Here is a 26,371-nt window from a genome sequence, read left to right on the forward strand (position 1 = left end):
GGGGGGGTATAATTAAAGTCGGTATATTTTAAAAATTGGGACACCCTAATTTTGTTAGAATATCCTTCAACGAACCGTTGTGATATGAGCTTGAAGAGAAGTATTTTAACGACTTATCTATACCTCTTACCTCTCAAGTTGCTACGGGAGGTAAGACTTTAGTTTGTTTATGTGGTTTATCTCATTTATTGAAATAAGATAAATATAATAGATGTACTTAGTAGAGATTGTACTTTTCTACCAAGTGCTTGAGCCAATCACTCGTTAAAATGATTAAATAATAAAAAGGAGATATTATTAGAGTTTATGGGTCAAAATCACAAAAAAGGTTTGACAGAAACCTCGCGCAAGAGTCGCGTCAAACTGCACAAATCGGGGAAACACTGGGTAACAACAGTGATGTCTCAAATTGGCTTGTTAAATCTTATTAAAGGCGGTAGCCAAGAAGTTAAGATTAACAATGTGGATCAAGAGCGTTATTCGCTAGCTTCACACTTATTACGTGGGGTTCTTTCAGCAGGAGCAGTTGCTGGAGGTGGCTTGATCTTAGCTGATAGTGTTCAAGCGGAAGAGCAAGTTGCTACAGAAGCATCAACGTCAACAGATATTTTGGCGACAGCTGATCAAGTTTCTTTGACAGCATCAACAACAGAAAGTGCTGTTGTTTCTGAGTCAACAGCTCCAGCTTCAACATCAGCTTCAGTAACAGAAAGTACTAGCACTTCAGCAAGTACAGATGAAGCTTCAGTATCAGCTAGTCAATCAACATCAGCTAGCATTTCAGTTCTTCTTTCAGAAGCTGCATCAGAAGCTGCGTCTGTTTCTGAGTCTAACTCCGTTTCGACTTCAACATCAGCTTCTGTATCTGTATCAGAGTCAGCAGCGGCTTCAACAACAGACAGCCAATCAACTGCTTCATCTGAGTCAACAGCATCAACAACTGCTACAAGTTCAGAAACAGCTGTAACAACTCCTCAAACAAAAGAAGAGGCAAGTGCTGTTCTTGAACAAGTGACTTCAGAAGCTGAGATTCTGGTTCAGATTGCCAATGGTCAAACGACTCCTAGTCAAGAGTTGACAGATGCAGTAGCGGTTAGCACCAAAGAGATTGCGGCAGCTAAGCTTATTTTGGGGAATACTGAAGCGACAGTAGAAGAGATTCAAACAGTGGTTGACTCTGTTAAAAATAGCAGTCAATCACTTGGAGCTTTACTCATAAAAGATGACGAAGATGGTATCATTACATTTGCGCTGGATACGTCAACGACTGCAACAGCATCTGCTGCAGGGAGTGCCAATAATGTTTCTGGTGTTACAACTGAATGGATTATTCCAGATGCGGTTAAGGCAGCTAACACAGGTTTGGATGTGGCTGCCGGAGATGCAAGTGTGACTCCAGCAACGAATGCTGTTCCTACTGAGTATAAAACAACCTTACCAGACGGTCGTGAAGTCTTTACGGTATTAAGTTTAAATTCACAGAGCAATCCAAACAGTGAAAATACTTTTAATAACAAATTTAATAAAGATTATTTCTTCCAATTCTCAAATGATAGAGAGGGAGGAGCCGACAAAATCTATGCTGATTTGGTTGATAAAAGTCAGAATAATACAATTATTGAGTCTATTGAGATTCCTATAGGTTCTTCAGGTAAATTTAGTACCTTGGCTCAATATGAGAGTGCTGGTTATTCATATAATTTTCGATATACCATAACTGAAGATAATACATCAAGTAAAAAATTAGTAATCGATAATCCTCATGGTGGTAATACAAATACCATTGTGTATGATAAGGTTAGTCCAGGCTCTGTTGGTACAGAGTTAAATATCCATGATGTTTTAGTTCCAGTTAGCACGACTCAAGATACTTATTATATTGTAAAAGCTACGGATAAAAGAGCAGAAGAGCTACTAGCTACGTATACTCAGAAAGGTGGATTATCTGGAGATAGTTACACGATTGCTGGTGCTCTAGATTTTAATAATTATGAGTTGATTGTTGAAGATGTGCCGACTGTTACAAATGGAAATTTAACCAGAGATTACACAATAGGGGCGAAGACACTTCAAAGCATTATGACACATAATCTTGTGCGTGAATTGGAAATTACCCGCAAAGATGGTACTCACAAAGTGCATATTTACCTCTTGAATCCAGATGGTGAAAATATGCTATCTTTAGACAGGAATCAGAACATTACGGTAGCAGACCTTACATCAGAAAACTTTATAAAGTTCTTTACATCTGAAGAAATTGTTCCTGGTGCAGTCAATACGCTAGAAGGTAGTTATAGTTACACTTCAAAACATCAATTTGAAAGTTACAAAACTAATCCTCATACAACGACAAATGTTATTACAGGGGAAACTAATAATTTTGCTAGAAATGGAGAAAACTTCCCTGAAGGTAATTTCTTTATTCCAGAGCATGATGCTATAACTCTAAAAGGAAATGACGGTCAACCTTTTGGTTTCGGTGGTGTTCAAATGCGTTTGGTCAATGACAATGTTAAAAATGAACAGCACGCAACTTATTACTATGCTGAAAAAGGTGGCGTTACAGTCTATTACGTTGATACTGAGGGTAACGTTTTACAAGACTCTAAGTCTATTTATGATCATGAAGCTACAAACACAGCATATGATACGAAGTCTGTAAAAGATGAAAAGATCACAGCAGCTGACGGTACAGTCTATTACTACAAAGAAATCGATACAACAGGTCTTAACCCAGCTTCAAGCAACACCGACACTGAAAAACGTACGATTGAAAAAATTACTGAAGAACTTGGTACAGTAGCGCGTGATACGCTTAAAGAAATGACTTATGTCTACGAAAAAGCTGGTAGCGTTGTTGTTAACTACATTGCTGAAGATGGTACAGTTATCAAGGCACCAGTGAATGATGAAACAAACGCTAAGCCAGGTACTGAGTACAACACAACTGATAATAAACCAGAAACCATCACAACAGCAGACGGTAAGACTTATGAGTTGATCCCAACTGCAACAATCGGTAACGAAACTGGTAACGTTGAAGCTGGTAAGACAACAGAAGTAACTTATGTCTACAAAGAAGTCAAAGGTTCAGCATCCGAGTCAAATAGCACATCTGTATCAGAATCAGCAAGTACAGCAATTTCAGAGTCTGAATCAAATAGTAAGTCAGTCTCAGAATCAGCAAGTACAGCTATTTCAGAGTCAGAGTCAAATAGTACGTCTGTATCAGAATCGGTAAGCTCATCAGCGTCTGAATCAGCATCAGTCTCATCTAGCCAATCTGAGTCATTGTCAGCGTCAGCATCTGAATCGGCTTCAGTGTCATCAAGCCAATCTGAGTCATTGTCAGCGTCAGCATCTGAATCGGCTTCAGTGTCATCAAGCCAATCTGAGTCATTGTCAGCGTCAGCATCTGAATCAGCTTCAGTCTCATCTAGTCAATCTGAGTCACTTTCAGCATCAGCGTCTGAGTCAGCTTCAGTCTCATCTAGTCAATCTGAGTCACTTTCAGCATCAGCGTCTGAGTCAGCTTCAGTCTCATCTAGTCAATCTGAGTCACTTTCAGCATCAGCGTCTGAGTCAGCTTCAGTCTCATCTAGTCAATCTGAGTCACTTTCAACATCAGCGTCTGAATCAGCTTCAGTCTCATCTAGTCAATCTGAGTCATTATCAGCGTCAGCGTCTGAATCAGCAAGCACATCAGCATCTGAGTCAGCTTCAACCTCAGCATCTGAGTCAGCTTCGACATCAGCGTCTGAATCAGCAAGCACCTCAGCGTCTGAGTCTGAAACAGCTAAGACAGGTTCAGTTATTGTTAACTATGTGGACTCTGAAGGTAATGTAATCAAAGCACCAGTAACTGGTACAGCTAATGCACCAGTTGGTACAGATTACGATACAACAGATAACAAACCAACTGAAATCGTTACTGAAGACGGTACACGCTATGTTCTTGTTCCATCTAAGACTGTTGGTTCAGAAAACGGAACAGTTGTAGAAGGTGAAACATCAATCACTTATGTTTACCAAAAAGTAGCCAACTGGATTCCACAAATCCCAGGTGTTCCATCAACAGAATACCCAGAGATTCCATATCCATTTGATCCAAACAATCCAGATGTACCAGTAACACCAACACCAGATACTGTTATTCCGTACGTACCAGGTTACACACCAGTAGATCCTAAGGATAATACACCGTTAACTCCAGTAGATCCAGAAGATCCAACTAAAGGCTATGTGCCACCAACACCAGAAACACCAGGTGTTGATACACCAATCCCATACGTACCAGCTGAAACAGCTAAGACAGGTTCAGTTGTAGTTAACTATGTGGACTCTGAAGGTAATGTGATTAAAGCACCAGTAACTGATACAGCTAATGCTGCAGTTGGTACAGATTACGATACAACAGATAACAAACCAACTGAAATCGTTGCTGAAGACGGTACACGTTACGTTCTTGTTCCATCTAAGACTGTTGGTTCAGAAAACGGAACAGTTACAGAAGGTGAAACATCAATCACTTATGTTTACCAAAAAGTAGCGAACTGGATTCCACAAATCCCAGGTGTTCCATCAACAGAATACCCAGAGATTCCATATCCATTTGATCCAAACAATCCAGATGTACCAGTAACACCAACACCAGATACTGTTATTCCGTACGTACCAGGTTACACACCAGTAGATCCTAAGGATAATACACCGTTAACACCAGTAGATCCAGAAGATCCAACTAAAGGCTATGTGCCACCAACACCAGGAAACCCAGGTGTTGATACACCAATCCCATACGTACCAGTTGGAACAGATCCAGTTGATCCATCAACACCAGTTAAGCCTGGTCAACCAACACCGGATGCACCTAAGCCAGTTGTTCCTGCCCAACCAGGTCAACCAGCTCCAAAAGCACCAGTTGCAACACCAGCTAAACCAGCTGCTAAATCAACGCTTAAATCACTTCCAAATACAGGTGAAGAAGCGAATACTTCAGCTCTTCTTGCAGGTTTAGGTCTATTGACAGGAGCAGGTCTCCTTGCAAAACGTCGCAAAAACGATGGTAACAACTAAATAGGTTTTGACATAATATCTCCTCGAAACTTATTATAAAAAGAAATCGCTAGAGTTTTCTCTAGCGATTTTTTGTTTGTTTATTTATTTATTTTAAACAAAGTGATTGATGGCGATAAGGCTTTGGTAAGTGAGATAAGTATAAAGATAAAGAGTTGCTGGTTTTGATAGGAGGGTGATGACTATAAAGCGTTTGAGAGACATTTTACTTAAGCCAGCAACCATGCAAAGAAAATCATCAGGAAATCCAGGTAGGATAAAGGCTGTGGCTAAAAACCAATCAAAGTAATTCCCTTTATCTAAATAGGGAATATATTTGTCGTAGGTCTCTTGGGAGACAAATGCCTTTGCAAAAGATTCTCCATATCGACGGGCTAACAAGAAAGCTAAAATAGAGCCAAGGAATATTCCTGTGAAGTTAAAAATAAAACCATAGAGGGGGCCAAAAAGAGCATGCCCGACAACACAGGTAAGACCCCCAGGGATAAAGGGATAAATCACTTGTATGATTTGAATAAGGATGAAAATCAGAGGTCCCCAGATTCCGATGCGATGGAGAAAACTTTGAAATGGTCCTCCAACAGCAAAAATATTAGGATTAGACTTGATATAGATGGCACCAATAAGTGCTAGCACAATCCCTAAAATCGTGATGACTTGGATGATTTGTTTGTGGTTTAATTGATTTTGTTTCACTTTTTCCATAACAATAACCTCTTTTTCTTACCTCTATTGTATCATTTTAGTAGTACAACGAAATCAGACTTAAGACTGATTTTTTAAAGAGGGAGGTTACTTTTACAGTAAAGGTAAGATGATATTAGTCCAAATCCAACTACAAGGAAGGATTAAAATCATAGCAGGAATCATATCTGCGGAGGGAAAGAGCTTAATATTGGCGATACGAAAGCCTGTGGCTAACATTAAAAATCCTCCGCAGGCCTTAAAGTCTGCGATCATATCAGGGGTAGTCAGAGGAAGGATCAGCTTCGCTAATAAAAATAGGCTATAAAAAATAACAAACTGGGGCAGGGCGATGCTTGAGACGACAAAGCCGAGATTGGTGGCAAAGATAGCAGCAGTAAAAAAGTCTAAGATAGACTTAGAGATTAAAAGACTGGAGTCTCCTGTCATTCCAGCTTCAAGGCTACCGTAGATTCCTGTTCCACTAATGCAAAATAAGACAATAATGGTGACAAGTTGATTAAGCTTGTCACTGTCTAAGGTATTTTCTTGATGAGGAAGAAGTTTACTTATTACCTTTTGCATCCTAACGCCCATTTGATAAACGAAGTCTCCAAAATGAAGCGCAAGGCCGATGCTTGTTCCAATGACAATAGCAAAGACAACGGCTGGCATAGCTTTCATCTGAGTGATAGAAGCTACTCCCATTGCCATCGAACAAATGGCAAAAATAAGATTAATCTGAGTTTTAAATTCTTCTTTGAGGTGGTGACCCAGAAAACCACCAGCTATTCCCCCTAAGATAATGGATAGACTGTTGATCATAATTCCAGTAGGCATAAAATTCTCCTTTTAGATGTTATTTTATCATGGTGGAAAGGGAAATCCAATCTTTTTTTGAGAAAAGGGATACTGTCATTGTAAAATACAGAACGTTTTAGTTAAAAGTGGTATTCTTTGTTCGTTTATGATAAAATATTTAAAAACTTTTTGGAGGTTTAAAATGAAGGCAATTATTACAGTGGTTGGACGCGATAAGGCAGGAATTGTAGCGGGAGTTGCCACTAAGGTAGCTGAGTTGGGTCTAAATATTGATGACATTTCACAAACGGTATTGGATGACTTCTTTACGATGATGGCTATTGTGTCATCGGATGAGAAAAAAGATTTTACACACTTACGTTCAGAATTAGAAGCTTATGGCGATAGCTTGAATGTTAAAATCAATATTCAAAGTGCAGCAATTTTTGATGCCATGCACAACTTATAAGATAGGAGATACTCATGGACATTAGACAGGTTACTGAAACAATTGCGATGATTGAGGAGCAAAATTTTGATATCCGTACCATCACGATGGGAATCTCATTGTTAGATTGTATTGACCCTGATATTGATAAGGCTGCAGAAAAAGTTTATCAAAAAATTGTAACAAAGGCGCAAAACTTGGTAGCTGTTGGAGATGAGATTGCAGCAGAATTAGGGATTCCAATTGTGAATAAGCGTGTTTCAGTGACACCGATTTCATTGATTGGTGCAGCAACGGATGCGACGGACTACCTTCCTTTAGCACACGCACTGGACAGAGCTGCTCAGGAAATTGGGATTGATTTTATTGGTGGTTTTTCTGCTTTGGTTCAAAAAGGTTATCAAAAAGGAGATGATATCCTTATCAACTCTATTCCACGAGCCTTGGCAGAAACGTCCAAAGTGTGTTCGTCAGTCAATATCGGATCCACCAAGACAGGAATTAACATGACCGCTGTTCGTGACATGGGGCGGATTATTAAGGAAACAGCAGAGGCTTCTGATATGGGAGCTGCAAAACTAGTGGTGTTTGCGAATGCTGTTGAGGATAATCCTTTTATGGCAGGGGCCTTCCATGGTGTTGGTGAAGCTGATGTAGTGATCAACGTTGGCGTATCTGGTCCAGGAGTGGTGAAGCGTGCTCTTGAAAAAGTTCGTGGTGAAAGCTTTGATGTGGTGGCAGAAACAGTCAAAAAAACAGCCTTTAAGATCACCCGTATTGGTCAATTGGTTGGACAAATGGCGAGTGAGCGCCTAGGAGTTAAATTTGGGATTGTTGATCTTTCGCTTGCTCCAACTCCAGCTGTAGGTGACTCTGTTGCTCGTGTTTTAGAAGAAATGGGATTAGAAACCGTTGGGACACATGGAACCACTGCTGCCTTGGCTCTTTTGAATGATCAGGTTAAAAAAGGTGGTGTTATGGCTTGTAATCAAGTTGGTGGCCTCTCTGGTGCTTTTATTCCTGTTTCAGAAGATGAAGGGATGATTGCAGCTGTCCAGTCTGGTTCTTTGAATCTTGAAAAGTTAGAAGCTATGACGGCTATTTGTTCTGTTGGGTTAGATATGATTGCCATTCCAGAAGACACACCGTCAGAAACGATTGCTGCTATGATTGCAGATGAGGCTGCTATCGGGGTTATCAATCAAAAAACAACAGCTGTTCGGATTATTCCAAAAGGAAAAGAAGGCGATATGATTGAGTTTGGTGGACTATTAGGAACAGCACCTGTTATGAAAGTTAATCAAGCCTCATCGGCAGACTTTATTGCGCGTGGTGGTCAAATCCCAGCACCAATTCATAGTTTTAAAAATTAAATTTTGATGACACTTGTCCTAGAGACAAGTGTTTTTGTGTTAAAGAGAAGTGCTTTTTGTTATAATAGTAAGATAATGCCCCAAAGGAGAGAGACTTATGGTTAAGACACGTTTGTATATTGCTCGTCACGGGAAAACTATGTTTAATACAATTGGTCGTGCGCAAGGATGGAGTGACACCCCGTTAACAAAAGAGGGGGAAGCTGGTATTCGTGAATTAGGGCTTGGTTTAAAAGCTGCAGATATATCTTTTAAAGCTGCTTTTTCAAGTGATAGTGGACGAACAATCCAAACCATGGGGATTATCCTTGAGGAGACAGGCTATCAAGACCTCCCTTATACTTATGATAAGCGAATTCGTGAGTGGTGTTTTGGTAGTCTTGACGGTGGATATGATGGGGAGCTTTTTCAAGGTGTACTCCCAAGAACCAAAGCTTTCCAAGATGGGCGTGATTTAGAAGATATTTCTTATGAAGAAATTGCGAATAGTATAGTAGAGGTAGATACTGCTAATTGGGCAGAACCTTGGGAGATTTTACGTCACCGTATTTACTCAGGATTTGAAGATATGGCAAAATCTATCCAAGCATCTGGTGGTGGCAATGCTATTGTTGTCAGCCATGGTATGACCATTGGTACTTTTTTATGGTTGATTGATCATCATCAGAAAAAACAAATGATTGAAAATGGTAGTGTTACAGTGGTGACCTATGAAGATGGTCAATTTACCATAGAGGCTGTTGCCGATTTATCTTATAGACTAAAAGGGAGAGAGATGTTAGAAAAGAAACATGACTAAAAAAATAATCAGGTTGGTATTAGGATTGGGGATTGTGATTACATTTTTAACCTCAATTTTCTACTTTATAAAAGGGGAGCAGCCAACGACTGCTAAAACAAGTCAATCAACAACTGCAAAAAGTAGCACGGTGCAGACGAGTCAGTCCAAGTCAGCTACAACAAGTACCTTACCAGATGTTTCCTCTAGTGATTGGGAGCTGATTTTAGTAAATAGAGATCATATCACTGCAGAGTTGAACCCTGAGTTAGCGACTGTCGGAAATATTCAAGTAGATGCTCGAATCGCGGATGCTGTACAGCAGTTTTTAGTAGCAGCTCAAGCACTAGATTCGGCTGAACATTTGATTTCTGGTTATCGTAGTGTAGCGTATCAAGAGCAGGTTTATGAAGGTTATGTGCAACAGGAGATGGCAACGGGACTTAGTCGTGAAGAGGCAGAAAAAAAGGTTCAAACCTATTCACAGCCTGCAGGGGCAAGTGAGCATCAGACAGGTCTTGCAATTGATATGAGCACTGTAGATAGTCTTAATCAAAGTGACCCTGCTTTAGTAGAGAAAGTGAAAGCTTTAGCGCCACAATATGGCTTTGTTTTGCGTTTTTCTGATACAACACAAGATGAGACAGGAATTGGTTATGAGGATTGGCATTATCGTTATGTTGGAAAAGAGTCAGCAGCTTATATGACAGAGCATCATCTTTCTCTGGAAGCTTATTTAGATTTGTTAAAGGAGAATGGTAAATGAGAAAAAAGGTTAGCTTACGTTTTTTAGGTATTGTAATAACAAGCCTTGTTTTCTTTTTCCTCTTGCCTTTGGCATTAAACCATGAGAGACCCTTAGCGCAAAAAAGTATGGGAACCAGATACACAGAGAAACAGTTTATAGAAATGGTCTTACCTTATGCTAAAGAACTATCTGACAGTTATGGTGTGAGAACCTCTATTATATTAGGGCAAGCTTGCTTAGATTCGGGTTATGGGAACTATCTTTTAGCCGTAAAATATCACAATCTTTATGGTATAAAAGCTTCTTTTGGGGAACCTCACATTGAGTTAAGTACCAAGGTTTATGTTAACAGCAAGTGGACTCAGGCGACAGAAGACTTTGTGGTTTATAAATCTTATGAGGAAGCCATGACTTCTTATATGGAACTGTTGCGTGGTGGAACTTATTGGAGTGCAGATTTATATAAGAATGTTGTCACAGCTAATAGTTATCAAAATGCAGCACAAGTTTTACAAGATGGAGGATACTCAACCGATCCCGATTATGCTAGTAAGTTAGTTAAGCTTATTAAAAAACATAGCTTGGACAAATATGATCAGTAAAAAACAGCTTTAGCTGTTTTTTATATTGAGTAGGTTTCATTGTTTATAGAGCGGCATATAGCTGATAAGATTCTATTTTCAAGAAAATCTCGGTCTCTAGACGGATTTTTAGCACTCTTTATAAAAGAGTGCTAATTTTTTGAGTTTTTCGCTTGACTTTATTTGGCTAAGGAGTATAATAGAAACATAAAGTTAGCAGTCGCGGTGGTAGAGTGCTAACGAGAGATAGGAGGCGAGTCAAGTGATCACTCAACGTCAAAGTGATATTTTAAATCTGATAGTTGATATCTTCACGCAAACTCGTGAGCCTGTTGGTTCAAAAGCACTTCAGGCCTCTATCAACTCCAGTAGTGCAACGATTAGAAATGACATGGCAGCTTTAGAGAAGATTGGTCTTTTGGAAAAAGCACATACTTCAAGTGGTCGCTTGCCTAGTCAGGAAGGTTTTCGTTATTTTGTTGAACACTCCTTGACTTTGGATCAAATCGATGAACAAGATGTTTATCAAGTTGTAAAAGATTTTGATCATGAGTTTTTCAAATTGGAGGATATTTTATCACAGGCAGCTCAGACTTTATCGCAACTAACAGGTTATACGGCGGTTGTATTGGATGTGGAACCTAGCCGTCAAGTCTTAACTTCTTTTGAAGTAGTGAAACTCAGCCATCACGATGCTCTAGCGGTTTTGACACTAGATGATACTACTCCTGTAACGGTTCAGTTTGCGATTCCTAAAAGTTTCTTAGATAGCGACTTGAATACTTTGAAGACGGTAGTTATTGAACGATTTGTGGGTGAGCGTGTCTTAGATATTCATTATCGTCTAAGGACAGAGATTCCTCAAGTGATGCAACGTTATTTTAAGCGGACAGATCATGTGTTAGATTTATTTGATTATATTTTTTCTGCTATGTTTAGAGAAAATCTCATATTGGCAGGAAAAGGAAATGTTCTCACCTTTGCAGGTTTAGAAACTTATCAGTTTTTGGACAATGATCAAGCCTTAGCACTTGAAATTCGTTCTAGCTTAGACCAAAATCATAAACAAGCTGTTCAGATAGCTGAAAGTAAGGAAGAAAGTTTGTCAGACTTGACAGTGATTCATCAGCATTTTCTTATTCCTTATAGGGGACTTGGGATTATTACCTTGATTGGTCCAGTTGAGTTGGATTATCGTAGAATTATGAGTTTGATGAATATTATTGCTCAGGTATTAACGGCTAAGTTGGGAGACTTTTTCCGCTATCTTAATAGCAATCACTACGAGGTCAATTAAATAGTAAAATTAGAAAATAAAGAGGTAATAGCGTGTCAGAAGAAATTAAAAACGAAGAAGTTGTTGAAGAAGCAGTTGAGGCGGCAGCAGAAGAAGTCGCTGAAGAAACAGCTGAAACAACAGAAAAATCAGAACTAGAGCTTGCTAACGAACGTGCAGATGAATTTGAGAACAAGTACTTGCGTGCTCATGCAGAGATGCAAAATATCCAACGTCGTGCTAACGAGGAGCGTCAAAGCTTACAACGCTATCGTTCACAAGACTTGGCGAAAAAAGTGTTACCAAGCTTAGATAACCTAGAGCGTGCACTTCAAGTTGAAGGCTTATCAGATGATGTCAAAAAAGGGATTGAGATGGTACAAGAAAGTCTGATTCAAGCTCTTAAAGAAGAAGGGGTTGAAGAAGTTGTTGTTGACACTTTTGACCATAATCTTCATATGGCTGTTCAAACTTTACCAGCAGATGATGATCACCCAGCAGATACTATCGCAGAAGTCTTCCAAAAAGGTTACAAACTTCACGATCGTCTCTTAAGACCAGCTATGGTTGTGGTCTATAACTAAACGAAAATTTGACCGAAATGTCATGCACAGTAGTTTGCAACCAATCGCTTCGTTGAGAGGCTCCTGGCTCTTGGGCAAAGCTTGTGTCGGTAGCTCTAAGGTCGCTAAAGCGACAAGAGTTACTCGAAAACTATGAAAAAACCTCGTCTGCAATGACGGTAAACTATGAATGAATAAAAAGAAAACTAAAATAAGAGGTAAAACACATGAGTAAAATTATCGGTATTGACTTAGGAACAACAAACTCAGCAGTTGCAGTTCTTGAAGGAACAGAAAGTAAAATCATCGCAAACCCAGAAGGAAACCGCACAACACCGTCTGTTGTATCTTTCAAAAACGGTGAAATTATCGTTGGTGATGCAGCAAAACGCCAAGCAGTAACTAACCCAGATACTATCATCTCTATCAAATCAAAAATGGGAACTTCTGAAAAAGTTTCAGCAAACGGTAAAGAATACACGCCACAAGAAATCTCAGCCATGATTCTTCAATATCTTAAAGGTTATGCAGAAGATTACCTTGGTGAGAAAGTCACTAAAGCGGTTATCACCGTTCCAGCTTACTTCAATGATGCCCAACGTCAAGCAACTAAAGATGCTGGTAAAATTGCTGGTCTTGAAGTAGAACGTATCGTCAACGAGCCAACTGCAGCAGCCCTTGCTTATGGTTTGGACAAGACAGACAAAGACGAGAAAATCTTGGTATTCGACCTTGGTGGTGGTACTTTCGACGTTTCCATTCTTGAACTTGGTGATGGTGTCTTTGATGTACTTGCAACAGCAGGTGACAACAAACTTGGTGGTGACGACTTTGACCAAAAAATTATCGACCACATGGTGGATGAGTTCAAAAAAGAAAATGGTATTGATTTAGCAGCTGATAAAATGGCACTTCAACGTTTGAAAGATGCGGCTGAAAAAGCGAAAAAAGATCTTTCAGGTGTCACTTCAACGCAAATCAGTTTGCCGTTCATCACTGCAGGTGCAGCAGGTCCGCTTCACTTGGAAATGACATTGACACGTGCTAAATTTGATGAATTGACACATGACCTTGTAGAGCGTACAAAAACACCAGTTCGTCAAGCCCTTTCAGATGCAGGCTTGTCTATTTCAGAAATTGATGAGGTTATCCTTGTTGGTGGTTCAACACGTATCCCAGCCGTTGTAGAAGCTGTTAAAGCTGAAACTGGTAAAGAGCCAAACAAATCTGTTAACCCTGACGAAGTGGTTGCTATGGGTGCGGCTATCCAAGGTGGTGTCATCACGGGTGATGTGAAAGATGTCGTTCTTCTTGATGTTACTCCATTGTCACTTGGTATTGAAACAATGGGTGGTGTCTTTACAAAACTTATCGATCGCAACACAACTATCCCAACGTCTAAATCACAAGTCTTCTCAACTGCAGCAGACAACCAACCAGCCGTTGACATCCACGTGCTTCAAGGTGAGCGTCCAATGGCAGCAGACAACAAGACTCTTGGTCGCTTCCAATTGACAGATATCCCAGCAGCACCTCGTGGTATCCCACAAATCGAAGTAACATTTGACATTGATAAAAACGGTATCGTGTCTGTAAAAGCTAAAGATCTTGGTACACAAAAAGAACAACATATCGTGATCAAGTCTAACGACGGTCTTTCAGAAGAAGAAATCGAGCGCATGATGAAAGATGCAGAAGCTAACGCAGAAGCAGATGCAAAACGTAAAGAAGAAGTTGACCTTCGCAATGAAGTGGATCAAGCTATCTTTGCCACAGAAAAAACGATCAAAGAAACTGAAGGTAAAGGTTTTGACACAGAACGTGACGCAGCACAAGCAGCTCTTGATGAGTTGAAAGCTGCTCAAGAAGCTAACAACCTTGATGATATGAAGGCAAAACTTGAAGCCCTTAACGAAAAAGCACAAGCACTTGCTGTTAAAATGTATGAGCAAGCCGCAGCAGCTCAACAAGCCCAAGCAGGTGCAGAAGGCACACAAACTGCTGATAACGCAGGCGATGACGTCGTGGATGGGGAATTCACTGAGAAGTAAGGTAAGATGTGAGAGCGGTAAAAGAACAATAGAAAAATAAAAACTTGACACTGAATACTTGTATTCAAGGAGAGTTATCTTGTTTCCGAAGTTCTTAGCTTGAATTCAATTCTCATCTTCTTGAGAATAGAAAACATTAGTCAATCAAGATTCCAATCACAGAGGTTGCAACCCAGCCTCTGTTTTTGGGTAAATACCCTTCTAACTTTTACAGAATTGAATATACCTACGACTCTGTGGGAAAGTCAAAAAGTCTGGGGATAGACTTTTTGAGGAATGCCTGTCGCTCCTTATTTTTCTTTGAGTCGCTTAACGGCTTAATATCTTTACAGAAAGGAAAGTGTTCGTAATCGAACACGGGCTACTTTCTATATTCTAAAGAAAGGAATTGAACCCGCCCTAAAAGCTGTGTGAAAAAGATAAATCGCCTAGAAAATCAGGATTTTCTGCCGATTTCCTATTTTCGCTTTGCTTTTCACGGGCTTGGTATCTTATATGAACAATACTGAATTTTACGATCGTCTGGGGGTATCTAAGGATGCTTCTCAGGACGAGATAAAAAAAGCTTATCGTAAGATGTCTAAAAAGTATCACCCCGACATCAATAAAGAGCCTGGTGCTGAACAGAAGTATAAGGATGTTCAGGAGGCTTATGAAACCCTAAGTGATAGTCAAAAACGTGCTAACTATGATCAATTTGGCGCTGCAGGAGCTCAAGGAGGCTTTGGTGGCGGAGCTGGTGGTTTTGGCGGTTTTGATGGAGCTGGTGGTTTTGGTGGTTTTGAGGATATCTTCTCAAGTTTCTTTGGAGGTGGCGGAGCTAGTCGTAATCCGAATGCTCCTCGTCAAGGAGATGATCTTCAATATCGTGTTGATCTAACATTTGAAGAAGCGGTTTTTGGTGCTGAAAAAGAGGTGCGTTACCATCGTGAAGCATCTTGTCACACTTGTGATGGGTCAGGTGCTAAACCAGGGACTAGCCCTGTCACTTGTGGGCGCTGTCATGGTTCAGGGATTATTAATGTTGATACTCAAACCCCACTTGGTATGATGCGCCGTCAAGTTACCTGTGATGTCTGTCATGGTACTGGTCAAGAAATTAAAGATCCATGTCAAACATGTCGTGGTACTGGACGTGAGAAACAAGCGCATAATGTTTCAGTGAAAATTCCAGCAGGGATTGAAACTGGGCAACAAATTCGTTTATCAGGACAAGGTGAGGCAGGCTATAATGGTGGTCCTTATGGTGATCTTTACGTTGTTGTGAATGTTTTAGCAAGTGATAAATTTGAACGAGAAGGCTCAACGATTTACTATAGTTTGAACCTATCATTTGTTCAAGCAGCCCTTGGGGACACTATAGAAGTTCCTACTGTCCACGGTCCAGTTGAGTTAGCGATTCCAGCAGGAACACAAACTGGTAAGACTTTCCGCCTTAGAGGGAAAGGGGCACCGCGACTACGTGGTAATGGTCAAGGTGATCAGCATGTAACAGTAACAGTTGTCACTCCAACTAAGCTCAATGACGCACAAAAAGAAGCGTTAAAAGCTTTTGCAGCAGCGGGTGGAGATAAAGCAGTCCATCCTAAGAAAAAAGGCTTCTTTGATAAAATGAAAGATGCTTTTGAAGGAGAGTAGAGCTTAAGCTCTGCTCTTTTTGAATTTAACAGCGTTGTTCAGATGCTTCTCTTTTGTTATAATGGATATAACGATGTAATAATTATGAAAAGTTTCAGAAAAATTTAAAAAAGAGAGGTTGATGATGGATACGTTAAAGAAAAGGCTGGGTAGACGAATCAGGGAAGCGAGAGAGAAAAGCAGTTTATCGCGTGAACAACTTTGTCGAGATGAGAGTCAATTGACAGTAAGGCAGTTGGCTAGAATTGAATTAGGGCAATCTCTTCCCTCTATTGTTAAATTAAAGTATATTTCAGATACCTTAGAAATGGACATGGTTGATTTGCTAGAAGGCGATAACCTGACTATTCCCGAATCCTACTTTGAATTAAAATATAAATTATTGAAGTTTCCAAGTTATGGAGATTCTGAGAGAATGCAACAAAAGTCAGAGCTAATTACTAGTATTTATGATACTTATCTGGATATCTTACCTGAAGATGAGCTGTTTACTTTGGAGCTATTAGAAAATATCCAAGAGCATCGCATTACAGGTAATAGCGTAGAAGCAGAAGTGATTTTTGAAGATTACTTCTCACAATTATTAACTAAACAACACTACCAGTTGAATGATCTTTTGTTGTCAAGTTATTATTTGATGCAATCTGGGCAGAATAGTAAAAAACAAGCTGACATAAAGTTAATTATTGACACTATTTTAGCTCAGCCGTTGAAAGCATCTGATGAATATAGTTTTGCTTTATTGGGGGCGATGTCTTCAGTGGCAGTGTACTATGTTCTCATGGAAAAATTTGAGGATATTGGGAATTTAACGGAAAAAATGAATACTATTATTGATTGGACAGGACAACATAGTTTAAAACCAGTTGTATTAATGTTAGAGGCAAAGTATCATTTGAAAGTGGTTCAAGATAAATTAAAAGCTGAGGAATTGTATAAGCTGGGAATTTTTCTGGCAAAAACATTTGGAGACCAGGTTTTAGAGAAAAAAATTTCCCAAGAAATGAAAAATGATCTGACAACATGACATTTATGTCATGTTGTTTTGTTAATTTCTAAGTTATAATGGATTCAATAAATCAAGAGAGGAGATTATAAAATGAAAATGTTTTTAGGTGTTCTTTTAGTACACTGGTTCCATATTTTTGGCTAATCAATCTAACTTCCTTCCTTCGCTTTCGGAGGGAGTTTTTTTGTCCCCGTACAGTTTTTATGAGAGTCTCTTGTTCTGCTATTTTTAGAGTGTTATAATGAATAACATGACAAGATATAAAGCAATTGTTTCTTATGATGGCTCTGCATTTTCTGGCTTTCAGCGCCAGCCTCATGCACGTAGCGTTCAGGAAGAAATAGAAAAAACATTAAAAAGACTAAATAGTGATCAAGAAGTGACGATCTATGGTGCAGGGCGAACGGATGCTGGTGTCCATGCATACGGTCAAGTCATTCATTTTGACCTGCCACAATTACGAGATGTTGAGAAATTACGTTTTGGCTTAGATACGCAGTGTCCAGAGGATATTGATATCGTTAAGGTTGAGGTAGTTGATGAGCAATTTCATGCAAGGTACAATAAACATAGTAAAACTTATGAATTTCTTGTGGATAGTGGCCGTCCTAAAAATCCTATGATGCGCCATTACGCAACTGCCTATCCTTATCCTTTAGATTTGGCTTTAATGCAAGAAGCTATTCAAGATTTGATTGGAACACATGATTTTACAGGTTTCACTGCATCAGGTACCAGTGTTGAAAATAAGGTCAGGACAATCACAGAAGCCAGTGTTCGTCAGGGAGATAGTCCTCAGTTTTTTATCTTTACCTTCAAAGGAAATGGTTTTTTATACAAACAGGTAAGAAATATGGTTGGAACCCTTTTAAAAATCGGAAATGCTCGTATGCCAGTATCACAAATTAAGACAGTCTTAACATCAAAAAATCGTGATTTAGCTGGACCAACTGCGGCTCCAGAAGGTTTGTATTTAAAGGAGATTAGCTATGAAGAATAAATTTATTTTGGCTCTATCGGGAAATGATATTTTCAGTGGTGGGGGCTTACACGCAGATTTGACGACCTATACTGTTAATAAATTGCATGGCTTTGTAGCTGTGACGTGTTTGACAGCAGTAACGGAAAATGGTTTTGAGGTTTTCCCAACCGACAAAGGGATATTCTCGGCCCAATTAAGCAGTTTGAAAGATGTTGATTTTTCAGCTATTAAGATTGGCCTTTTGCCAAATATTGAAATCGCACAAAAGTCTTTGGACTTTATCAAAAGCCATTCTGACTGTCCAGTTGTTTTAGATCCTGTTTTAGTGTGTAAGGAAAATCATGACTTGGAAGTGAGTCAGCTAAGAGATGAGTTGATTAAGTTTTTCCCATATGTGACTATAGTCACGCCAAATTTAGCAGAAGCGCAGCTTTTGACCCAAACAAGGATTACAAATCTTGAGGAGATGAAAGCTGCAGCTAAAATCTTATACGATTTAGGGGCTAAACATGTTGTCATTAAGGGGGGGAATCGTTTCCATCAAGAACAAGCGACTGATGTCTTTTATGACGGTCAAGATTACAAGATACTAGAATATCCTGTTTTGCCACAAAATAATATTGGAGCAGGTTGTACCTTTGCTTCAAGTATTGCCAGTCAACTGGTTTTAGGAAAATCTGTCTTAGAAGCCGTTGCTGTATCTAAAGACTTTGTTTATCAAGCGATTCAATCATCTGATCAGTATGGAGTGGTACAATATGAAGAAAACTAATATCAATTTGCTAGCACAATTGGCTATTATTACAGCGCTAAGTATTATTTTGGGGATTTATGTTCAAATTAAGACGCCGACTGGTTTTCTAACCTTGTTAGATGCTGGGATTTATTTTAGTGCTTTTTACTTTGGTAAAAAAGAAGGTGCTATTGTCGGTGCTTTATCTGGTTTTTTGATTGACTTGATTTTAGGCTATCCGCAGTGGATGTTTATCAGCTTATTGGCGCATGGGGGACAAGGTTACTTTGCGACATGGCATAAAAACAAAGTACTTAGCTTAAGTGTCGCCTCTCTTGTGATGGTAGGGACCTACTTTTTATTTTCTATTTTCTTTTATAATTTAGGAGAGGCTCTTGCAGGAGTTTTAGGAAATGTGATGCAGAATTTTGTTGGAATGGCAGTTGGTTATTTCTTAGCTCGCATATTAAAGGAACGTGTAGGATAGGAGGAGTCTGTGATGGATTTACAACGGTTGGAAAAACAAACTAGAGCACTTGTTTTAGATATTCTTGATCGATCAAAGATTAAAGCTAACCATATTTTTGTTTTAGGGTTATCTTCTAGTGAAGTGGCTGGTGAAATCATTGGGACGGCTTCGAGCCAAAAAATAGGTGAAGTGATTGTAAAGACTTTGTTGGATGAGCTAACCCCGCGTGGGATTTATTTAGCAGTTCAAGGTTGTGAACATCTCAATCGAGCTTTGGTAGTAGAGCGTCAATTAGCAGAAGATAAAGATCTTGAAATTGTTAATGTTTTACCCAACCTTCATGCGGGAGGCAGTGGTCAATTGGCGGCCTTTAAGTATATGTCAGATCCAGTTGAGGTGGAAGAAGTGGTTGCACATTCTGGTTTAGACATTGGGGACACCTCCATTGGGATGCACATCAAACGTGTCCAAGTTCCGCTTAGACCAATTTATCGTGAGTTGGGCGGTGCTCATGTGACTGCTCTAACCACACGACCTAAGTTAATTGGTGGTGCAAGGGCTACTTATCATGACGATCCTATTAGAAAATACTAAGAGAGTGAAAAAACGAAAAGTAAGTAAAAAAATAGGCTAGAAAAGACAGTTAAGATGTCTTTTCTAGCCTATTTTTCTTTAGGTTAAAGTAGCGGTGCCTTGATCAGTTGTGAGTGCTTTTGATGTTGTTCTTAATAAAGTAAACTCTGAAATGTGTCTCTAGGTGATGGGGTCTGATTATGTGATAAGATTTTGTTCCTTTAGGGCCTCTTGGTAGAGTTTATAAAAAGTATAGTAAATCTCGTTTTGTTTTCCATTTTCAGTGATAATGTCAATTCTAAAAACAAAAGTCCCTGTTGTTGTCGTTCGGCCGCCAAGGATAATAGGACTACCGATGATTTCTGGATAGTGTCCGACTTCTTTCTGATTGACTTGGTGAATAATGTCAGTGACCTGTTCTAAGTCAGAATCAAAAGGGAGAGGGAGGTCGATTTGAGCCTTCATTTGCCCACGTGATTGGTTGCCGACAATGGTGATGTTTCGATTGGGGATAAAGTAAACCGTACCATCGACACTTTTAACCTGAGTTGTTCGCAAGCCAACACTGGTAACAGTCCCTGTAATGGTGGAGACTTGTATGCTGTCACCAACATCGAATTGACGTTCAAAAAGGATAAAAAATCCATTAACAAGATCGGTCAAAAAGCCCTGCGCTCCAAGTCCCACAGCTATTCCAGCTATTCCAGCACCAGCAAGAAGGCTAGATATAGGCAATCCTAACAGAGATAAAATCCAATAAAGAACAAAGAACCCTAAAGTGTAGTCCATCACATTTTGGGACAATTTAATAAGAGTTTCTTGTCGTCCCTTGGTTTGACCAGAGAAGTTAACCGATTTAACGATGGTTTTTTTAAAGGTATAGTGGGCAAAACGCTTGACTAAACTATAAGCTATCAGTAAAGCTATAATGGCTAATAATTTTGAGGTGAGAGAAATGGCTAAGCTTTCAATGTCAAGGCTATTCCAGTATTTTGTGATAAATGTCATAATTCCTCCTTTGATTATAGTTTAGCAAAAAAAGCTTCTGCGTGTTCCTGCAGAAGTTTGAGTAAAAAATATAGAAGAAAAAAGTTTGTTCTTGAAGGTGAAACAAGATAAAAAAAGTTTGAATTTACTATTAAATATGATAAAATGAAAGGTGAAATAAAATTTTTAAGGAGAATTGACTTAATGTCTACATCATTTGAAAACAAAGCGACAAACCGTGGTGTGATTACCATCACGATTGGTCAAGATAAAATCAAACCAGCCCTTGACCAAGCTTTTAATAAAGTAAAGAAAGATTTGAATGTGCCAGGTTTCCGTAAAGGTCACATGCCACGCCCTGTCTTTAACCAACGTTTTGGTGAAGAAGCACTTTTTGAAGATGCTTTGAACAGCATTTTGCCATCAGCTTATGCTGCAGCTGTTGAAGAGCTTGGACTTGATATCGTTGCACAACCAAAAATTGACGTAGTTTCAATGGAAAAAGGTCAAGACTGGACAATAACAGCTGAAGTTATTACAAAACCAGAAGTTAAATTGGGTGACTATAAAGACCTTGAAGTTTCTGTAGAAGTTTCAAAAGAAGTTACTGATGAAGAAGTTGATGCTAAGGTTGAACGTGAGCGCAACAACTTGGCTGAACTTGTTATTAAAGATGGAGCTGCTGAGCAAGGTGATACTGTTGTGATTGACTTTGTTGGTTCAGTTGACGGTGTTGAATTTGACGGTGGTAAAGGCGATAACTTCTCACTTGAACTTGGTAGCGGTCAATTCATCCCAGGTTTTGAAGACCAATTAGTTGGTGCAAAAGCTGGTGAAACAGTTGAAGTAAACGTTACTTTCCCAGAAGATTATCAAGCTTCAGATCTTGCAGGTAAAGCAGCTAAATTTGTGACAACTGTTCACGATGTTAAAGCTAAAGAAGTTCCTGCGCTTGATGATGAATTAGCAAAAGATATTGATGATGAAGTGGCAACACTTGATGAATTAAAAGCTAAATATCGTAAAGAGCTTGAAGCAGCAAAAGAGATTGCATTTGATGATGCAGTAGAAGGTGCGGCACTTGAGTTAGCAGTTGCAAACGCTGAAATCGTTGAATTGCCAGAAGAGATGGTTCACGAAGAAGTACACCGTGCTATGCAAGAGTTCATGGGTAATATGCAACGTCAAGGAATCTCTCCTGAAATGTACTTCCAATTAACAGGTACAAGTGAAGAAGACCTTCACAAGCAATACGAAGCAGATGCAGATCGTCGTACACGCACAAATCTTGTGATTGAAGCAATTGCTAAAGCAGAAGGTTTTGAAGCATCTGAAGAAGAGATTGAAAAAGAAATCACTGACTTGGCTACTGAGTACAAAATGCCAGTTGAACAAGTTCGTTCACTTCTATCAGCTGACATGTTGAAGCATGATATCGCAATGAAAAAAGCAGTAGAAGCGATCACAAGCACTGCTAAAGTGAAGTAATAAAACGATAAAAGATTGGAATGCTCCAGTCTTTTATTTTTTACACAAATTATGAGAAATATTTTGACGAATGCAAAAATTTAGCGTAAAATAGTAATGCTATTAGTTTATAAAGATATGATGGGTGATTTGTCATATGTGACTAAGTAGAGCGCATAGTAGGTAAGCAACCTTTTGCGTAGTGTTATTATTAAAGATGACCAACAAGATCACTGCTTTAGGTATTTAATGTGACTTGTCTCATGGTCGTTCTATCATCTAATTAAGGAGAACTGTTTTGGAATTAGACGTATTTGCTGGTCAAGAAAAAAGTGAATTATCAATGATTGAAGTGGCACGGGCAATCTTAGAATTACGTGGTCGTGATAAAGAGATGTATTTCAGTGACTTAGTTAATGAAATTCAAACTTATCTTGGAAAATCAGATTTAGAAATCCGTGAAGCACTTCCATATTTCTACTCAGATTTGAACACTGATGGTAGTTTTATTCCGTTGGGTGAAAATAAATGGGGTCTTCGTTCATGGTATGCTGTTGATGAGATTGATGAAGAGATTATCACGCTTGAAGAAGATGATGAAGGCGCACCAAAACGTAAGAAAAAACGTGTTAATGCCTTTATGGATGGCGATGAAGATGCCATTGATTACAACGATGATGATCCAGAAGATGAATCTTATACACGTAATGATGAAATAGGATATGACGAAGAAAATCCAGATGATGAAAAATCAGAAGTAGAATCATATGATTCTGAAATCAATGAAATTATCCCAGATGATGATTTGGAAGAAGATGTAGAAATCAATGAAGAGGATGATGAGTTTTCAGAGGATGATGAGTCTGAAGATTTGGGATAAACATTTTCAATTTGACAAAATCTGATGGATGGTTTATAGTATTTATCGGGCACCTCTTTTTGAGGTCGGATAAGCTCCCTAAGTTTTTAGGGAGTATTTTTTGTTTTTTATAGGCAAAAACTCCAAATTTCAGTGATTATTTTTAGGAAGAGGAAAGAAAATGACAAAGTATATTTTCGTAACGGGTGGTGTTGTATCATCTATTGGTAAGGGGATTGTAGCAGCAAGTTTAGGCCGTTTGTTAAAAAACAGAGGCCTGAAGGTGACTATTCAAAAATTTGATCCTTATATCAATATTGATCCAGGAACCATGAGTCCTTACCAACATGGTGAAGTGTATGTTACTGATGATGGTGCTGAAACCGATCTTGATTTAGGACACTATGAACGTTTTATTGATATTAATCTTAATAAATACTCTAATGTCACAACAGGGAAAATCTATAGTGAAGTTCTTCGTAAGGAGCGTAGAGGGGAGTATCTTGGAGCTACTGTTCAGGTTATTCCACATATCACTGATGCTTTGAAAGAAAAAATTAAGCGAGCAGCGACAACAACAGACTCAGATGTTATTATTACCGAGGTAGGTGGGACAGTTGGTGATATTGAAAGTCTTCCTTTCCTTGAGGCTCTCCGTCAAATGAAGGCTGATGTGGGGTCGGATAATGTGATGTATATTCATACCACTCTTCTGCCTTATTTAAAAGCAGCAGGCGAGATGAAAACTAAACCTACACAGCATTCAGTTAAAGAGTTACGTGGACTGGGTATCCAACCTAATATGTTGGTTATTCGTACGGAGCAACCTGTTGAACAAGGCGTTAAGAATAAATTAGCTCAATTTTGTGATGTCGCACCAGAAGCTGTTATTGAATCGCGAGATGTAGAGCATATTTATCAAATTCCGCTAAATATGCAGGCGCAAAATATGGATCAAATTGTTTGTGATCATTTGAAGATTGATGCCCCTAAAGCGGATATGACAGAGTGGTCTGCGATGGTGGATAAGGTGATGAACCTTAAAAAGACAACAAAGATTGCTCTTGTTGGGAAATATGTTGAATTGCCTGATGCTTATCTTTCAGTTGTAGAAGCGCTTAAACACTCAGGTTATACCAATGATTCGGCAATTGACTTGAATTGGGTCAATGCAGCTGAGGTGACTAAAGAGAATGTTTCTGACCTTTTAGGTGATGCCGATGGTATTATTGTTCCTGGTGGATTTGGTCATCGTGGAACAGAAGGTAAAATTCAAGCGATTCGTTATGCGCGTGAAAATGACGTCCCTATGCTAGGGGTTTGTTTGGGGATGCAATTGACGTGTGTTGAGTTTGCTCGTCATGTTCTTAATTTAGAAGGTGCTAACTCCGCTGAACTTGATCCAGAAACTAATTATCCAATTATTGATATTATGCGTGATCAAATTGATATTGAGGATATGGGGGGGACACTTCGTTTAGGTTTGTACCCATGTAAGCTAAAAGCAGGAAGTCGTGCAGCAGCAGCTTATAACAATCAAGAAGTTGTTCAACGTCGCCACCGTCATCGTTATGAGTTTAACACAGCTTTTCGTGAGCAATTTGAAGCGGCTGGTTTTGTTTTCTCAGGCGTCTCACCAGATAATCGTTTGATGGAAGTCGTTGAGTTGCCAGATAAAAAATTCTTTGTTGCAGCACAATATCATCCAGAGTTGCACTCTCGTCCAAATCGTCCAGAGGAACTTTATACAGCCTTTGTGACAGCGGCGGTTGAAAATACAAAATAAGAAAGAGGCTCAGCCCTCTTTTTTTCAGTTGCCAAAAAGTGTATAATAAACCCTATGAGAAAATTATGGATAAAACATATTGTACTAGGTTTAATAGCAATTAGCCTACTAAGTACTGGAGTGGCTAGTTTTTATTTCTTTCATGTAGCGCAAGTAAGAGCTGAAAAGAGCTTTATTAATAATACGCCGACAGCCAAATCAGATCCGCTTTATGAAGACGAACAGAAGTTTGATCAGCTGTTCAAAGAAATACTTTGGATGAATCATCAAGGGGTTAAACAAGATGCTTGGTATGTCAAAGCAGATCAAGAAACAGATAAAACGGTTATTATTGTACATGGTTTTGCTCAAAGTAAAGAAAAAATGAAAGCTTATGGTTGGCTATTTCATGAACTGGGCTATAATGTTCTGATGCCTGACAATGTTGCTTCGGGTGATAGTGGCGGTCGTATTATAGGATATGGATGGAATGACCGTCTGAATCTAATGAAGTGGATTGATATTTTACTGGAGCGTCAACCTAATAGTCAGATTACCTTGTATGGTCTGTCTATGGGAGCAGCTACTGTGATGATGGCTAGTGGTGAAAAGCTACCAGCACAAGTTAAAACCATTATTGAAGATGCAGGTTATACCAGTGTTTGGGATGAATTGAAGTATCAAGCAAAGGATATGTATGGTCTCCCAGCCTTTCCAATTTTATATGGTGTCTCTAGCATTTCTAAATTACGTGCAGGTTTTTCGTATGGACAAGCTAGCGCAGTTAATCAATTATCTAAAAATACTAGACCAACCTTATTTATTCATGGGGATGCAGATGATTTTGTTCCTACAGAGATGGTTTATGAAAATTATCATGCGACTAAAGGACCTAAGGAATTGTATATCGTCAAAGGTGCAGGACACGCTAAAACATTGGCAAAAGATAAGTTAGCTTACCGAGAGCAGATTGAAAAATTTTTGAAAAAATACGAAAAATAATATTGACAACTAATATAGTAAGATGCTATACTATATTATGTTGACGCGGGGGTGGCGGAATTGGCAGACGCGCAGGATTAAGGATCCTGTGACCGCTTTAGGTCGTAAGGGTTCAAGTCCCTTTCTCCGCATAAGAGAGTGAAAAAAGAGCAGTTACCTTGGCAATTGTTCTTTTTTTGTACTCATAGAAGAGAGAGCTAGAAAGAGAGCTAGAAAATGTTTCAGAAATTCTTGGGCTCTTTGTCAACTGTAGTGGGTAGATGAAAAGCTAACACCTAGAGAGGACGAACTTCGTTCTCTCTTTCTTTATGTTCAAGCCAATCAAAATCCGTTTTTTAAAGTTTTCAAAGTTCCTGAAACCAAAGGCATTTCTTTTAATGACTTTGATGAGATTATTGGTAGCTTCCAGTTTGGCGTTGGAATAAGGCAATTCCATGGCGTTTAAAACCTTGTCTTTATCCTTTAGAAATGTCTTAAATACTGTCTGGAAAATAGGATTAACAGCGGT

23 protein-coding genes and 1 tRNA gene are annotated in these 26,371 nt (G+C 39.1%); 20 read left to right on the forward strand and 4 right to left on the reverse strand.

Annotated elements, in window-relative coordinates:
* Positions 1-306: 306 nt before the first annotated feature.
* Complete coding sequence (locus ACVRWY_RS06810; protein ID WP_447455787.1) at positions 307-5,076, forward strand: accessory Sec-dependent serine-rich glycoprotein adhesin; 4,770 nt, start codon at positions 307-309, stop codon at positions 5,074-5,076.
* Positions 5,077-5,169: 93 nt separating this feature from the next.
* On the opposite strand, the gene ACVRWY_RS06815 is transcribed toward ACVRWY_RS06810, so the two are convergent.
* Both ACVRWY_RS06815 and ACVRWY_RS06820 read right to left on the reverse strand, forming a co-directional pair.
* Positions 5,170-5,781: a TVP38/TMEM64 family protein gene (locus ACVRWY_RS06815; RefSeq protein WP_354367603.1), complete on the reverse strand. Its 612-nt coding sequence runs from the start codon at positions 5,779-5,781 to the stop codon at positions 5,170-5,172.
* 93 nt (positions 5,782-5,874) lie between these two features.
* Positions 5,875-6,600 carry a DUF554 domain-containing protein gene (locus ACVRWY_RS06820; protein WP_354367605.1) on the reverse strand — a complete coding sequence of 242 codons (726 nt, stop codon included), beginning with the start codon at positions 6,598-6,600 and terminating at the stop codon, positions 5,875-5,877.
* Between the two features lie 163 nt (positions 6,601-6,763).
* Here ACVRWY_RS06820 and ACVRWY_RS06825 point away from each other — a divergent pair, with 163 nt between their 5' ends.
* The 14 genes from ACVRWY_RS06825 (at position 6,764) to ACVRWY_RS06890 (ending at position 19,804) form a co-directional block, all read left to right on the forward strand.
* Complete coding sequence (locus ACVRWY_RS06825; RefSeq protein WP_354367607.1) at positions 6,764-7,030, forward strand: ACT domain-containing protein; 267 nt, start codon at positions 6,764-6,766, stop codon at positions 7,028-7,030.
* Positions 7,031-7,044: 14 nt separating this feature from the next.
* Positions 7,045-8,382 (forward strand): PFL family protein, encoded by a 1,338-nt coding sequence (locus ACVRWY_RS06830; RefSeq protein ID WP_354367609.1) that lies wholly within the window; start codon positions 7,045-7,047, stop codon positions 8,380-8,382.
* Between the two features lie 97 nt (positions 8,383-8,479).
* Positions 8,480-9,181 (forward strand): histidine phosphatase family protein, encoded by a 702-nt coding sequence (locus ACVRWY_RS06835; protein ID WP_354367611.1) that lies wholly within the window; start codon positions 8,480-8,482, stop codon positions 9,179-9,181.
* Positions 9,174-9,926, forward strand: a complete 753-nt coding sequence (locus ACVRWY_RS06840) for a M15 family metallopeptidase (RefSeq protein WP_354367613.1) — start codon at positions 9,174-9,176, stop codon at positions 9,924-9,926. The genes ACVRWY_RS06835 and ACVRWY_RS06840 overlap by 8 nt, the downstream gene beginning before the upstream one ends.
* On the forward strand, positions 9,923-10,510 hold the full coding sequence (locus tag ACVRWY_RS06845; protein WP_354367615.1) for a glycoside hydrolase family 73 protein: 588 nt from the start codon (positions 9,923-9,925) through the stop codon (positions 10,508-10,510). The genes ACVRWY_RS06840 and ACVRWY_RS06845 overlap by 4 nt, the downstream gene beginning before the upstream one ends.
* Positions 10,511-10,751: 241 nt before the next feature.
* Entirely contained in the window at positions 10,752-11,786 is a 1,035-nt protein-coding gene (gene hrcA / locus ACVRWY_RS06850) for a heat-inducible transcriptional repressor HrcA (protein ID WP_354367617.1), read from the forward strand.
* A gap of 32 nt (positions 11,787-11,818) precedes the next feature.
* Positions 11,819-12,349, forward strand: a complete 531-nt coding sequence (gene grpE / locus ACVRWY_RS06855) for a nucleotide exchange factor GrpE (protein ID WP_354367619.1) — start codon at positions 11,819-11,821, stop codon at positions 12,347-12,349.
* A 206-nt stretch (positions 12,350-12,555) separates the two neighbouring features.
* Positions 12,556-14,379 carry a molecular chaperone DnaK gene (dnaK, locus tag ACVRWY_RS06860; RefSeq protein WP_354367621.1) on the forward strand — a complete coding sequence of 608 codons (1,824 nt, stop codon included), beginning with the start codon at positions 12,556-12,558 and terminating at the stop codon, positions 14,377-14,379.
* A gap of 495 nt (positions 14,380-14,874) precedes the next feature.
* Positions 14,875-16,017, forward strand: coding sequence for a molecular chaperone DnaJ (dnaJ, locus tag ACVRWY_RS06865; protein ID WP_354367623.1), 1,143 nt, complete (start codon positions 14,875-14,877; stop codon positions 16,015-16,017).
* Positions 16,018-16,138: 121 nt separating this feature from the next.
* Positions 16,139-17,044 carry a helix-turn-helix domain-containing protein gene (locus ACVRWY_RS06870; RefSeq protein WP_354367625.1) on the forward strand — a complete coding sequence of 302 codons (906 nt, stop codon included), beginning with the start codon at positions 16,139-16,141 and terminating at the stop codon, positions 17,042-17,044.
* A 232-nt stretch (positions 17,045-17,276) separates the two neighbouring features.
* Positions 17,277-18,026 (forward strand): tRNA pseudouridine(38-40) synthase TruA, encoded by a 750-nt coding sequence (gene truA / locus ACVRWY_RS06875; protein WP_354367627.1) that lies wholly within the window; start codon positions 17,277-17,279, stop codon positions 18,024-18,026.
* A complete protein-coding gene (locus ACVRWY_RS06880; protein WP_354367629.1) occupies positions 18,016-18,780 on the forward strand; it encodes a bifunctional hydroxymethylpyrimidine kinase/phosphomethylpyrimidine kinase in 765 nt (254 codons plus the stop codon). Before truA ends, ACVRWY_RS06880 begins: the two co-directional genes overlap by 11 nt.
* On the forward strand, positions 18,767-19,228 hold the full coding sequence (locus tag ACVRWY_RS06885; RefSeq protein ID WP_354367631.1) for an ECF transporter S component: 462 nt from the start codon (positions 18,767-18,769) through the stop codon (positions 19,226-19,228). Before ACVRWY_RS06880 ends, ACVRWY_RS06885 begins: the two co-directional genes overlap by 14 nt.
* Positions 19,229-19,240: 12 nt before the next feature.
* Entirely contained in the window at positions 19,241-19,804 is a 564-nt protein-coding gene (locus ACVRWY_RS06890; RefSeq protein WP_354367652.1) for a TIGR01440 family protein, read from the forward strand.
* A gap of 177 nt (positions 19,805-19,981) precedes the next feature.
* Here ACVRWY_RS06890 and ACVRWY_RS06895 read toward each other — a convergent pair whose 3' ends face one another.
* The gene (locus tag ACVRWY_RS06895; RefSeq protein ID WP_354367633.1) at positions 19,982-20,791 is read right to left on the reverse strand and encodes a mechanosensitive ion channel family protein; all 810 of its coding nucleotides are present in this window, start codon (positions 20,789-20,791) and stop codon (positions 19,982-19,984) included.
* A gap of 183 nt (positions 20,792-20,974) precedes the next feature.
* On the opposite strand from ACVRWY_RS06895, the gene tig reads away from it, so the two are divergent.
* From tig to ACVRWY_RS06920, 5 genes are all read left to right on the forward strand, one after another.
* Positions 20,975-22,258 (forward strand): trigger factor, encoded by a 1,284-nt coding sequence (gene tig, locus ACVRWY_RS06900; RefSeq protein WP_354367635.1) that lies wholly within the window; start codon positions 20,975-20,977, stop codon positions 22,256-22,258.
* A gap of 277 nt (positions 22,259-22,535) precedes the next feature.
* Positions 22,536-23,117 (forward strand): DNA-directed RNA polymerase subunit delta, encoded by a 582-nt coding sequence (rpoE, locus tag ACVRWY_RS06905; protein WP_354367637.1) that lies wholly within the window; start codon positions 22,536-22,538, stop codon positions 23,115-23,117.
* A gap of 160 nt (positions 23,118-23,277) precedes the next feature.
* Entirely contained in the window at positions 23,278-24,882 is a 1,605-nt protein-coding gene (pyrG, locus tag ACVRWY_RS06910) for a CTP synthase (protein ID WP_354367639.1), read from the forward strand.
* Positions 24,883-24,936: 54 nt separating this feature from the next.
* Positions 24,937-25,863, forward strand: a complete 927-nt coding sequence (locus tag ACVRWY_RS06915; RefSeq protein ID WP_354367642.1) for an alpha/beta hydrolase — start codon at positions 24,937-24,939, stop codon at positions 25,861-25,863.
* 45 nt (positions 25,864-25,908) lie between these two features.
* A tRNA-Leu gene (locus ACVRWY_RS06920) sits at positions 25,909-25,994 on the forward strand.
* A 137-nt stretch (positions 25,995-26,131) separates the two neighbouring features.
* Here the strand turns inward: ACVRWY_RS06920 and ACVRWY_RS06925 are convergent.
* A partial coding sequence (locus ACVRWY_RS06925; protein WP_447455788.1) for a transposase occupies positions 26,132-26,371 on the reverse strand: 240 nt, incomplete at its 5' end.

It is taken from the genome of Streptococcus porcorum (genome assembly GCF_053203725.1).

What these genes read in the sequence shown, in the direction of transcription:
- ACVRWY_RS06810 (WP_447455787.1), top strand. Translation starts at nt 307, where the DNA reads ATGGGTCAAAATCACAAAAAAGGTTTGACAGAAACCTCGCGCAAGAGT.
- ACVRWY_RS06815 (WP_354367603.1), bottom strand. Translation starts at nt 5,781, where the DNA reads ATGGAAAAAGTGAAACAAAATCAATTAAACCACAAACAAATCATCCAA.
- ACVRWY_RS06820 (WP_354367605.1), bottom strand. Translation starts at nt 6,600, where the DNA reads ATGCCTACTGGAATTATGATCAACAGTCTATCCATTATCTTAGGGGGA.
- ACVRWY_RS06825 (WP_354367607.1), top strand. Translation starts at nt 6,764, where the DNA reads ATGAAGGCAATTATTACAGTGGTTGGACGCGATAAGGCAGGAATTGTA.
- ACVRWY_RS06830 (WP_354367609.1), top strand. Translation starts at nt 7,045, where the DNA reads ATGGACATTAGACAGGTTACTGAAACAATTGCGATGATTGAGGAGCAA.
- ACVRWY_RS06835 (WP_354367611.1), top strand. Translation starts at nt 8,480, where the DNA reads ATGGTTAAGACACGTTTGTATATTGCTCGTCACGGGAAAACTATGTTT.
- ACVRWY_RS06840 (WP_354367613.1), top strand. Translation starts at nt 9,174, where the DNA reads ATGACTAAAAAAATAATCAGGTTGGTATTAGGATTGGGGATTGTGATT.
- ACVRWY_RS06845 (WP_354367615.1), top strand. Translation starts at nt 9,923, where the DNA reads ATGAGAAAAAAGGTTAGCTTACGTTTTTTAGGTATTGTAATAACAAGC.
- dnaK (WP_354367621.1), top strand. Translation starts at nt 12,556, where the DNA reads ATGAGTAAAATTATCGGTATTGACTTAGGAACAACAAACTCAGCAGTT.
- dnaJ (WP_354367623.1), top strand. Translation starts at nt 14,875, where the DNA reads ATGAACAATACTGAATTTTACGATCGTCTGGGGGTATCTAAGGATGCT.
- ACVRWY_RS06870 (WP_354367625.1), top strand. Translation starts at nt 16,139, where the DNA reads ATGATGGATACGTTAAAGAAAAGGCTGGGTAGACGAATCAGGGAAGCG.
- truA (WP_354367627.1), top strand. Translation starts at nt 17,277, where the DNA reads ATGACAAGATATAAAGCAATTGTTTCTTATGATGGCTCTGCATTTTCT.
- ACVRWY_RS06880 (WP_354367629.1), top strand. Translation starts at nt 18,016, where the DNA reads ATGAAGAATAAATTTATTTTGGCTCTATCGGGAAATGATATTTTCAGT.
- ACVRWY_RS06885 (WP_354367631.1), top strand. Translation starts at nt 18,767, where the DNA reads ATGAAGAAAACTAATATCAATTTGCTAGCACAATTGGCTATTATTACA.
- ACVRWY_RS06890 (WP_354367652.1), top strand. Translation starts at nt 19,241, where the DNA reads ATGGATTTACAACGGTTGGAAAAACAAACTAGAGCACTTGTTTTAGAT.
- ACVRWY_RS06895 (WP_354367633.1), bottom strand. Translation starts at nt 20,791, where the DNA reads ATGACATTTATCACAAAATACTGGAATAGCCTTGACATTGAAAGCTTA.
- tig (WP_354367635.1), top strand. Translation starts at nt 20,975, where the DNA reads ATGTCTACATCATTTGAAAACAAAGCGACAAACCGTGGTGTGATTACC.
- pyrG (WP_354367639.1), top strand. Translation starts at nt 23,278, where the DNA reads ATGACAAAGTATATTTTCGTAACGGGTGGTGTTGTATCATCTATTGGT.
- ACVRWY_RS06915 (WP_354367642.1), top strand. Translation starts at nt 24,937, where the DNA reads ATGAGAAAATTATGGATAAAACATATTGTACTAGGTTTAATAGCAATT.